A 9,547-nucleotide genomic window follows, 5' to 3' on the forward strand; every position below is an offset into this window, starting at 1 on the left:
CGGAACGCTTCGGACTTCAACAGCCGCTGCAGGAATGCCACGTTGGTGGACAGGCCGACCACGTGATAGGCCGCCAGCGCCTGGCGCATGCGTGCAAGCGCCTCATCGCGGTCCTTGCCCCAGACGATCAGCTTGGCGATCATCGGATCGTAGTAGGGGCTGATGGTGTCGCCTTCGCGCACGCCGGAGTCGATGCGAACACCAGCGGGGCCGTGGGCATCGCCGCCGCGCATGAACTGGACAGCGGGCGGCGTGCGCAGGAAGCGCAGCGTGCCGGTGGACGGCAGGAACTGCTTGTCGGGATTCTCGGCGTAGATGCGTGCTTCCAGCGCGTGGCCGTCAATGCGGAGTTGTTCCTGCTTCAGCGGTAGCGGCTCGCCGGCGGCCACACGCAATTGCCATTCGACCAGGTCCTGCCCGGTGATCATCTCGGTGACCGGATGCTCGACCTGCAGGCGCGTGTTCATCTCCATGAAGTAGAACGAGCCGTCCTGGTTGGCGATGAATTCGACCGTACCGGCGCCGACATAGCCGACGGCCTTGGCGGCGGCCACGGCAGCCTCGCCCATCGCGCGGCGGCGTTCTTCCGTCATGCCCGGCGCGGGCGCTTCTTCCAGCACCTTCTGGTGACGGCGCTGCACCGAGCAGTCGCGCTCGAACAGGTAGACGCAGTTGCCGTGGGTGTCGGCAAAGACCTGGATCTCGATATGGCGAGGGCGGGTCAGGTATTTCTCGACGAGCACCTTGTCGTCGCCGAAGCTGGCCGAGGCCTCGCGCTTGACCGAGGCGAGCGCCGCTTCGAAGGCATCGTCCGACTCCACCACGCGCATGCCCTTGCCGCCACCGCCGGCGCTGGCCTTGAGCAGCACCGGGTAGCCGATGCGGTCGGCCTCGCTGCGCAGCAGGCCGGGATTCTGGTCTTCGCCGTGGTAACCGGGCACCAGCGGCACGGAGGCCTTTTCCATCAGCTGCTTGGCCGCGCTCTTGCTGCCCATCGCGTGGATGGCCGAGGCCGGCGGGCCGATGAAGACGAGCCCCGCCGCGGCACAGGCCTCGGCAAAGCCCTCATTCTCCGAGAGGAAGCCGTAGCCGGGATGGATCGCCTGCGCCCCGGTTGCCTTCGCCATCTCGATGATGTGGTCGGCGCGCAGGTAGCTGTCGCGCGCGGCGGCGCCGCCGATATGCACGGCCTCGTCGCAGAAGGCGACGTGGCGCGCATCGGCATCGGCGTCCGAGTACACCGCGACCGTGCGGATGCCCAGCCGCCGGCAAGTGGCGGCGACGCGGCAGGCGATCTCGCCGCGGTTGGCGATCAGGATCTTGCTGAACATGAGCTCCCTCCGTTTTGACCCGGTTATCGGGATCTTACGGCGGGGAGCTCTCCGCGTGGTGATTTCTTAACTATTCAGCCTGCGTGGCCTTCGGCGCGGATGTCCAGGCGGGCCAGCAGCGCGCGATCCCGGTCCGCCTGCGGGTTGCCGGTGGTCAGCAGCTTGTCGCCGTAGAAGATGGAATTGGCGCCGGCCATGAAGCACAGCGCCTGCAGGGCCTCTTCCATCGCCTCGCGCCCCGCGGACAGGCGCACCATCGCGCCCGGCATGGTAATGCGCGCCACGGCAATCGTGCGGACAAACTCGAACGGGTCCAGCGCATCGGTGCCGGCCAGCGGCGTGCCTTCGACCTGCACCAGGTTGTTGATGGGCACCGACTCGGGATACGGGTCCATGTTGGCGAGCTGCGCGATCAGCCCCGCGCGCGCCTCGCGCGCTTCGCCCATGCCGACGATGCCGCCGCAGCAGACGTTGATGCCGGCATCGCGCACGTGGCCGATGGTATCGAGCCGGTCCTGGTAGGTGCGCGTGGTGATGATCTTGCCGTAAAACTCGGGCGAGGTATCGAGATTGTGGTTGTAGTAGTCCAGGCCCGCTTCCTTGAGCTGCTGCGCCTGTTCGGCCTTCAGCATGCCCAGCGTGACGCAGGTCTCCAGGCCCATGGCCTTGACCTCGCGCACCATGTCCATCACCGGCTCCAGGTGGCGGTCCTTCGGGCTGCGCCACGCGGCCCCCATGCAGAAGCGCGTGGCGCCGTTGGCCTTGGCCGTGCGGGCGGCTTCCAGAACTTCATCGAGGGCCATCAATTTCTCGGCCTTGACGCCGGCATCATGGTGCGCGCTTTGCGGACAGTAGCCGCAATCCTCTTCGCAGCCGCCGGTCTTGATCGACAGCAGCGTGGACAGCTGCACGGTATTGGCGTCGAAGTTCTCGCGGTGCACTTGCTGCGCGCGGAACAGCAGGTCGTTGAACGGCAGCGCGAACAGCGCGGCGACGTCGTCGACGCTCCAGCGCGCGTCCTCCGGCAATGCGTGGCTACGCGCGGTCTGGCGCAGCGATTCGGGGGAAATGGTGGCGACGGTCTGAGTGGCTTGGGTCATGATCGGTTCGGTTTTATGTCAGGCAGCGAGGTCTTGGGCCTCGGACTGGTATTGGATGGAGCGCGCGAGCAGCGGCGCAAGGTCGAGGCGCGCGGCGGCATCGGCCGGCGCCACTTGCCACGGCAATTCGCCGAGGCACGGCGCATCGAGCGCGCCATGCAGCGTGGCGATGTTCTCGTCGGCCAGCAGCATGTCCGGGTCGACGCGGTTGGCGATCCAGCCGGCCAGCGTGAGCCCACGCGCGCGAATGGCCTCGGCGGTCAGCACGGCGTGGTTCAGGCAGCCCAGGCGGATGCCCACCACCATGACCACCGGCAGCGCCAGCATCCCGGCAAGGTCCGCCGTGCTCCAGCGCACCGCGCCGGTATCGAGCGGCACATGGAAACCGCCGACGCCTTCGACGACAACGGCATCGGCCTGCTCGCGCAGCGCATCGAACGCCTGGCGGATCGGTGCACGCGTGATGCGCACGCCTTCCTGCGCGGCGGCCAGGTGCGGCGAGCACGGCGTGCGCAGCAGGAACGGACAGGTCTGCGCCAGCGGCACGGTGACCGAGCTGGCGGCGCGCAGCGCCGCGACGTCATCGTTGTGCCAGTGGTCGCCGCGCCATTCGCTGCCGCTGGCCACGGGCTTCATGCCGGCGGCGGCATAGCCCGCCGCATGCAGCGCGTGCAGGAGCGTGGCGCTCGCGTGGGTCTTGCCCACGCCGGTATCGGTCCCGGTGACAAAGCACTGGAACTTCGCGGGCCGGCTCATGCGGCCTCCTGCTTCGCGTCGCGCATCACGGCGTCGGCCAGCACGCCGACCAGCCGCTGCACGTCCGCGGCCGTATGCGAGGCGGACAGCGTGATGCGCAGCCGCGCGGTGCCCTCCGGCACGGTCGGCGGCCGGATCGCGCCGACGCGGATGCCGTCGGCTTCCAGCCGTGCCGACAGCGCCAGCGAGGTGGCGTTGTCGCCGACGATCAGCGGTTGCACGGCCGTCGCACTGTCGCCCAACTGCCAGCCCGCCGCCGCCGCCAGCGGCGCCAGGCCGGCGCGCAGGCCGGCGATCAGCCGGTTCAGGTTGGCGCGGCGTTGCCGGCCCTCCTCGCCCTCGATGATCGCGAGGCTGGCCATCAGCGCGTGCGCCACCGCAGGCGGCGCGGCCGTGGTGTAGATGTAAGGCCGCGCGGTGTTGACGAGGTGTTCGATGATGGTCTCGTGCGCCGCCACGAAGGCGCCAGCCACGCCGGCGGCCTTGCCCAGCGTGCCGATGTAGATGAAGCGCTCCGAGTTCAGCCCGAGCGCCTGCAGCACGCCGTGGCCATCATCACCCAGCACGCCGAAGCCGTGCGCATCGTCGACGATGATCCATGCGTCGTGGCGTTCGGCCAGCGCGAGCAGTTCGGCCAGCGGCGCCACGTCGCCGTCCATGCTGAACACGCTGTCGGTCACGATCAGCTTGAGCGGGCTGGTGCTGGCGCCGAGCAGCGCGTCGAGCGCGGCCGCGTCGCAATGCGGGTAGCGCTGCACGTCGGCGCGCGCAAGCCGGGCGCCGTCGATCAGCGAGGCATGGTTGAGCGACTCGCAGAACAGCGTCGCGCCCGCGGTGCCCAGCGCCGTCAGCACGGCCATGTTGGCCATGTAGCCCGTGCAGAAATACAGCGTGCGGGCTTGCGGGATGTACGGGGCGAACCAGCGCGCCAGTTCCTCTTCGAGGCGCGCGTGCGCCAGCGAATGGCCGCTGACCAGGTGCGAGGCGCCGCTGCCCGCGCCATACAGCTGTGCGCCTTCCGCGAGCGCGGCGACGACATCAGGGTGGCTGGCCAGGCCCATGTAGTCGTTGCTGCAGAAGGTCAGCAAGGACTGCGGCGCGGGCGTATCGACCGGTCCAACCGACTGGTGCGGCGCGCAGGCCGTATGCGCGATGCGGCGCCGGCGCGTGAGCGCGCGGGCCTGGCGTTCATCGGCTGCGCGGCGCAGTTGTTCAAGCAGCATGGCGGGCCTCCTCGTTGGCGTGGGTAGGGCCGAGCACATCGTCCAGCGTGGCGAGCAGTTGCCCGGCCAGCCAGCGCGCCTGCGCGGCGTCGAAGACATAGGGCGGCATCACATACAGCGTGTTGCCGATCGGCCGCACGAGCAGCTCGCGCGCTTGCGCAGCCCGGTGGAAGCGTCCGGCGAAGCCTTCGCCGGCGACGTCGTCGCGCACATCGACGGCCCAGATCAGGCCGCGCTGGCGCATGCGGTGCAGGCGTGCATCGTCTGAGAACGGCGCCATCGCATCGGCCAGCCACTGCGCGCGATCACGGTTGCGCGCGATCACGCCGTCCTGCGCGAACACGTCGAGCGTGGCCAGCGCGGCGCGGCAGGCCAGCGGGTTGCCGGTATAGGAATGCGAATGCAGGAAGCTGCGCGCGAGATCGTCGGCAACGAAGGCGCGCTGGATCTCCGGGCGCGACAGCACCAGCGACAGCGGCAGGTAGCCGCCGCTGATGCCTTTGGAGAGGCACAGGAAATCGGGCCACGCATGCGCGGGCAGCGGCTGCCCGCCGTCGCGGCATTGCTCCCAGGCGAAGAAAGTGCCGGTGCGCCCGCAGCCGACTGCGATCTCGTCGGCGATCAGGTGGACGCGGTAGCGGTCGCACAAGGCGCGCGCGCCTTCGAGGTAGGACGGGTCATGCATGGCCATGCCGACGGCACCCTGCACCAGCGGCTCGATGATCAGCGCCGCGATGTGGCCGGCGCGTTCGCGCAGCAGCGTCTCCAGCGCCGCCAGCGCGCGCGTGGCGACGTCGGCGGCGGTCTCGCCAGCTGCGGCCTGGCGCGCGTCGGGCGACATCACGACGTGCGCGCGGCGGGTCAGCGGGTCATAGGCATCGCGGAAGACATCGAGGTCGGTCACGCCCAGCGCGCCCACGGTTTCGCCGTGGTAGCCATTGGCCAGGCAGACGAACTCGCGCTTGGCCGCCAGGCCGGTGTTGCGCCAGTAGTGGAAGCTCATCTTGAGCGCGATCTCCACGGCCGACGCGCCGTCCGATGCGTAGAACGCGTGGCCAAGCGCGCCGCCGGTCAGCGCCGACAGGCGTTCGGCCAGCTCGACAGCGGGTGCATGGGTACAGCCCGCGAGCATGACGTGCTCCAGCGTCTGGAGCTGGTCCGCCAGTGCGGCGTTGATCTTCGGGTTGGCGTGGCCGAACAGGTTGACCCACCAAGAACTGGTGGCATCGAAATAGCGCCGTCCATCGGCATCGTGAAGCCACGGGCCTTCGCCGCGCACCATGGCCAGCGGCGTCGCGTCGTCGTCAGGGCGCAGCCGCGTGCACGGGTGCCAGACCGCGCGCTTGCTGCGCTGGCCAAGCGAATCGCCGGCCGGGTTCTGTAGGGACTGTTGTTGCAAGGGAGTCCTCCTTGGTTGACCCTCCGCGTGGCGCACCGGTAACTGGGCCGGGCGAGCGGGACGGAAGGGTTCGGGAGGGCTATGTTAGGAACGGGCCGAGGGAGTTGGCAATGGCGGCGGCTTTTTTGAATTGGCGGAAAGTTGAGAGGATTTAGACGCCGTTGCAGGGGGGATGCCTTGCTTTTGTCGTTAGCGTGCAGCGATCTCCATGCAAGTTGCGCAGGCACTTTTTGCTGCGCTGGAATTTCACTTGCTGCGGCATGACTCCCCTCTCCCATACGGCGGGAGACGGTGGGGAGAGAGGGCCGCAGTCACCACAACGTGCGGTGCATCATGCTTGGCACACGCCTGCCCTCTCCCCCGGCCCCTCTCCCGCAAGCGGGAGAGGGGAGCAAACAGGCGCGTCACCAGACGTCGCAGCCTCAAGCCGGCCGCCACGACGGCGACCGCTTCTCCAGGAACGACCTGACCCCCTCCTTCCCCTCCGCCGATGCACGAATCTTCGCAATCCGGTCCGCCGTGTCAGCCAGCAAGTCGTTGTCGATGATCCGTCCCGCAACCTCCTGCACCAGCCGCTTGCTTTCACGCACGGCATTAGGACTGTTGGCAACCAGCGCCGATGCAATCTCGCCGATCTTGGCATCCAGGGCCTCGGCAGGCACCACGGCATGCACGAATCCGAGCCGAAGCGCTTCCGCCGCATCAAACCGCTCGGCGGTAATGAAGTAACGCCGCGACGCCTGCTCCCCCATGGCGCGAATCACATACGGGCTGATCGTCGCCGGCAGCAGACCAAGCCGCGCTTCGGAGAGGCAGAAATGCGCGTGCTCAGCCGCCACGGCGATATCACATGCAGCAACCAGCCCCACGCCTCCGGCATATGTATCCCCCTGGATCCGAGCAATCACCGGCCGCGGACACGACCAGATGGTATGCAGCATCTGCGCGAGCGTCAGCGCATCGGCGCGGTTCTCGTCTTCCGAGTAGCCGGCCATCTTTTTCATCCAGTTCAGGTCCGCGCCCGCGCAGAATGCCGGCCCGTTGCCGGCGAGCACGATGGCCCGCACCCCGTCCATGTCGCCAAGCGCGCGAAAAGCGCCGGTCAGTTCGGCAATGACGGTTTCATTGAAGGCGTTGCGCACATCGGGCCGGTTCAGCGTGACGGTGGCGATGTGGCTGGCAACGTTGACGGTAAGCGTGGTGAAGTTCATGTTGCGCTCCGGATGGAATGGGGATGCAGGCCCGCGCATGCAAGCGCCGGCGCCGGATCAGGAACCGTTCTCGAACGGCAGGCCAAGCGATCGAAAGAAGGCGCCGACTTGCGGCAGCCAGAGAGGAATGCCTTCGCGTGCGCTGAACAGGCGGTGCGAGTCGCCGGCGAACTCGCCGACGTCGATCATGCGCGCATCGGCGGCGGCCCCTTTCGCGTTGGCCTTGTAGGCGTTGAACATGCGGTCGGGCAGCGGTGCGGGCCAGTAGCTGTCGTTGTCGCCATAGATCCACAGCGATGGATAGCGCGCGTCCTTGCCATAGTCGCCGAACGTCTCGATCAACTTGTCCTCCCAGTCCGGACAGCTCAGGTTGCGCAGGCCGCCCGCGAAATTGACCACGCCGAGCACGCCGGGATAGGAGATGGTGCTGAACGCCATGGTCGTCAGGCCGCCATGCGACTGGCCAATGACCACGATGCGGTCCTTGTCGACGTAAGGCTGGCTGACCATGTAATCCAGCGCGGCGACCACGTCCTCCGCCTGCTGCAGTCCGTTGATCTCGATATTGCAGCTACCGCCGATGTACGGCCCGCCCGAGCGTGCGAAGCCCTGGCGCATCGGCAGCACCACGACGTAGCCGCGGCGCAGGAACTCCACAGTCTGCGCCGGGAAGCGCGCACGCCCCTGGAAGACCGGCTTGCCGGGCGATTTGCCGTGGTTGATGACGACCAGCGGGAACGGCCCTTCGCCAGACGGACGGAACACCGTGGCTTCGAGGTCAACGCGGAACGGCGAAGCCGCCTTGGGCACCAGCACCACCTGCTCCGAAAAACGGACGCGCGTCGCCGGTGCGCTTTGCGCGGTGCCCGGTGGCTGGGCCTGCGCCACGGCCGGCGCATACAGCAGCAGCCCCAGCACTTGCAGTGTGGCGAGACATCGAAGCAAAAAGGCAGGACAACCCATGACAGTGACGTACGGCGCGTATGGCCAGCTCCCTTACATACGGAACACGCCGAACTTCATATCGTCGATCGGCGCGTTCAGGCTGGCGGAGAGCCCCAACCCGAGCACCGTGCGCGTCTGCGCCGGGTCGATCACGCCGTCATCCCACAGGCGCGCGCTCGCGTAGTACGGGTGGCCTTGGTGTTCGTACTGGTCGCGGATCGGCTGCTTGAACGCGTCTTCCTCTTCCTGGCTCCACTGGCCGCCCTTCGCCTCGATGCCATCGCGGCGCACGGTCGCCAGCACGCTCGCGGCCTGCTCGCCGCCCATCACCGAGATGCGCGCGTTCGGCCACATCCACAGGAAACGCGGCGAATACGCGCGGCCGCACATGCCGTAGTTGCCGGCGCCGAACGAGCCGCCGATGATCACCGTGAATTTGGGAACCTGTGCGGTCGCCACCGCCGTCACCATCTTGGCGCCGTTGCGCGCAATGCCTTCGTTCTCGTACTTGCGGCCCACCATGAAGCCCGTGATGTTCTGCAGGAACACCAGCGGAATCTTGCGCTGGCAGCAGAGTTCGATGAAGTGCGCGCCCTTGAGCGCCGCTTCCGAGAACAGGATGCCGTTGTTGGCCACGATGCCGACCGGGTAGCCCCAGATGCGCGCGAAGCCGCATACCAGCGTGGTGCCATAGCGCGCCTTGAATTCGTCGAACTCGGAGCCATCGACGATGCGCGAGATGACCTCGCGCACGTCGAACGGCTTGCGCGTGTCGGTCGGGATCACGCCGTACAGTTCTTCCACCGGATACAGCGGTTCGGCCGGCTCATGCAGGCGGATCTGGTCGGGCTTGCGCCGGTTCAGGTGCCCCACGATATTGCGCGCCAGCGACAGCGCGTGATGATCGTTCTGCGCGAAATAGTCGGCCACGCCCGATAGGCGCGTGTGGACATCGGCACCGCCAAGGTCCTCGGCGCTGACCACCTCACCTGTTGCGGCCTTCACCAGCGGCGGGCCGGCGAGGAAGATGGTGCCCTGGTTCTTGACGATGATCGACTCGTCGCTCATCGCCGGCACGTAGGCGCCGCCGGCCGTGCACGAGCCCATCACCACGGCGATCTGCGGGATGCCCTGCTTCGACAGGTTGGCCTGGTTGTAGAAGATGCGGCCGAAGTGGTCGCGATCGGGGAACACCTCGTCCTGGTTCGGCAGGTTGGCGCCGCCCGAGTCCACCAGGTAGATGCAAGGCAGGTTGTTCTCCTCGGCAATCTCCTGCGCGCGCACATGCTTCTTGACCGTCATTGGGTAGTACGTACCGCCCTTGACCGTCGCGTCGTTGCAGACGATCACGCATTCCTGCCCGGCCACGCGGCCGATGCCGGTGATGATGCCGGCGCCCGGGGCGGCATTGTCGTACATGTCGTATGCCGCTAGCTGCGACAGCTCCAGGAACGGCGTGCCCGGGTCCAGCAGTTGCTGCACGCGGTCGCGCGGCAGCAGCTTGCCGCGCGACAGGTGCTTGTCGCGCGCGGCATCGCCGCCGCCTTCGGCGAGCTTCGCCACCTTGGCCTTGAGGTCGGCC

The 9,547-nt window shown here is 67.8% G+C and carries 8 protein-coding genes; all 8 read right to left on the minus strand.

Annotated features, from left to right (window positions below; all coding sequences use genetic code 11):
* A partial coding sequence (locus AC3FKG_RS29490) for an acetyl-CoA carboxylase biotin carboxylase subunit (RefSeq protein WP_488744836.1) occupies positions 1 to 1,331 on the minus strand: 1,331 nt, incomplete at its 3' end.
* Between the two features lie 74 nt (positions 1,332 to 1,405).
* Positions 1,406 to 2,431 carry a biotin synthase BioB gene (gene bioB, locus AC3FKG_RS29495; RefSeq protein WP_483710145.1) on the minus strand — a complete coding sequence of 342 codons (1,026 nt, stop codon included), beginning with the start codon at positions 2,429 to 2,431 and terminating at the stop codon, positions 1,406 to 1,408.
* Positions 2,432 to 2,449: 18 nt separating this feature from the next.
* Entirely contained in the window at positions 2,450 to 3,187 is a 738-nt protein-coding gene (bioD, locus tag AC3FKG_RS29500; protein WP_483710144.1) for a dethiobiotin synthase, read from the minus strand.
* Positions 3,184 to 4,410: an 8-amino-7-oxononanoate synthase gene (bioF, locus tag AC3FKG_RS29505; RefSeq protein ID WP_488744837.1), complete on the minus strand. Its 1,227-nt coding sequence runs from the start codon at positions 4,408 to 4,410 to the stop codon at positions 3,184 to 3,186. Before bioF ends, bioD begins: the two co-directional genes overlap by 4 nt.
* On the minus strand, positions 4,400 to 5,809 hold the full coding sequence (gene bioA, locus AC3FKG_RS29510; protein WP_488744838.1) for an adenosylmethionine--8-amino-7-oxononanoate transaminase: 1,410 nt from the start codon (positions 5,807 to 5,809) through the stop codon (positions 4,400 to 4,402). The genes bioF and bioA overlap by 11 nt, the downstream gene beginning before the upstream one ends.
* Positions 5,810 to 6,231: 422 nt before the next feature.
* On the minus strand, positions 6,232 to 7,020 hold the full coding sequence (locus AC3FKG_RS29515) for an enoyl-CoA hydratase/isomerase family protein (RefSeq protein WP_483710141.1): 789 nt from the start codon (positions 7,018 to 7,020) through the stop codon (positions 6,232 to 6,234).
* A gap of 57 nt (positions 7,021 to 7,077) precedes the next feature.
* Positions 7,078 to 7,983 carry a dienelactone hydrolase family protein gene (locus tag AC3FKG_RS29520; protein ID WP_483710140.1) on the minus strand — a complete coding sequence of 302 codons (906 nt, stop codon included), beginning with the start codon at positions 7,981 to 7,983 and terminating at the stop codon, positions 7,078 to 7,080.
* A gap of 33 nt (positions 7,984 to 8,016) precedes the next feature.
* A partial coding sequence (locus tag AC3FKG_RS29525; RefSeq protein WP_488744839.1) for a carboxyl transferase domain-containing protein occupies positions 8,017 to 9,547 on the minus strand: 1,531 nt, incomplete at its 5' end.

The organism is Cupriavidus sp. 22TCCZM04-2, from assembly GCF_057798895.1.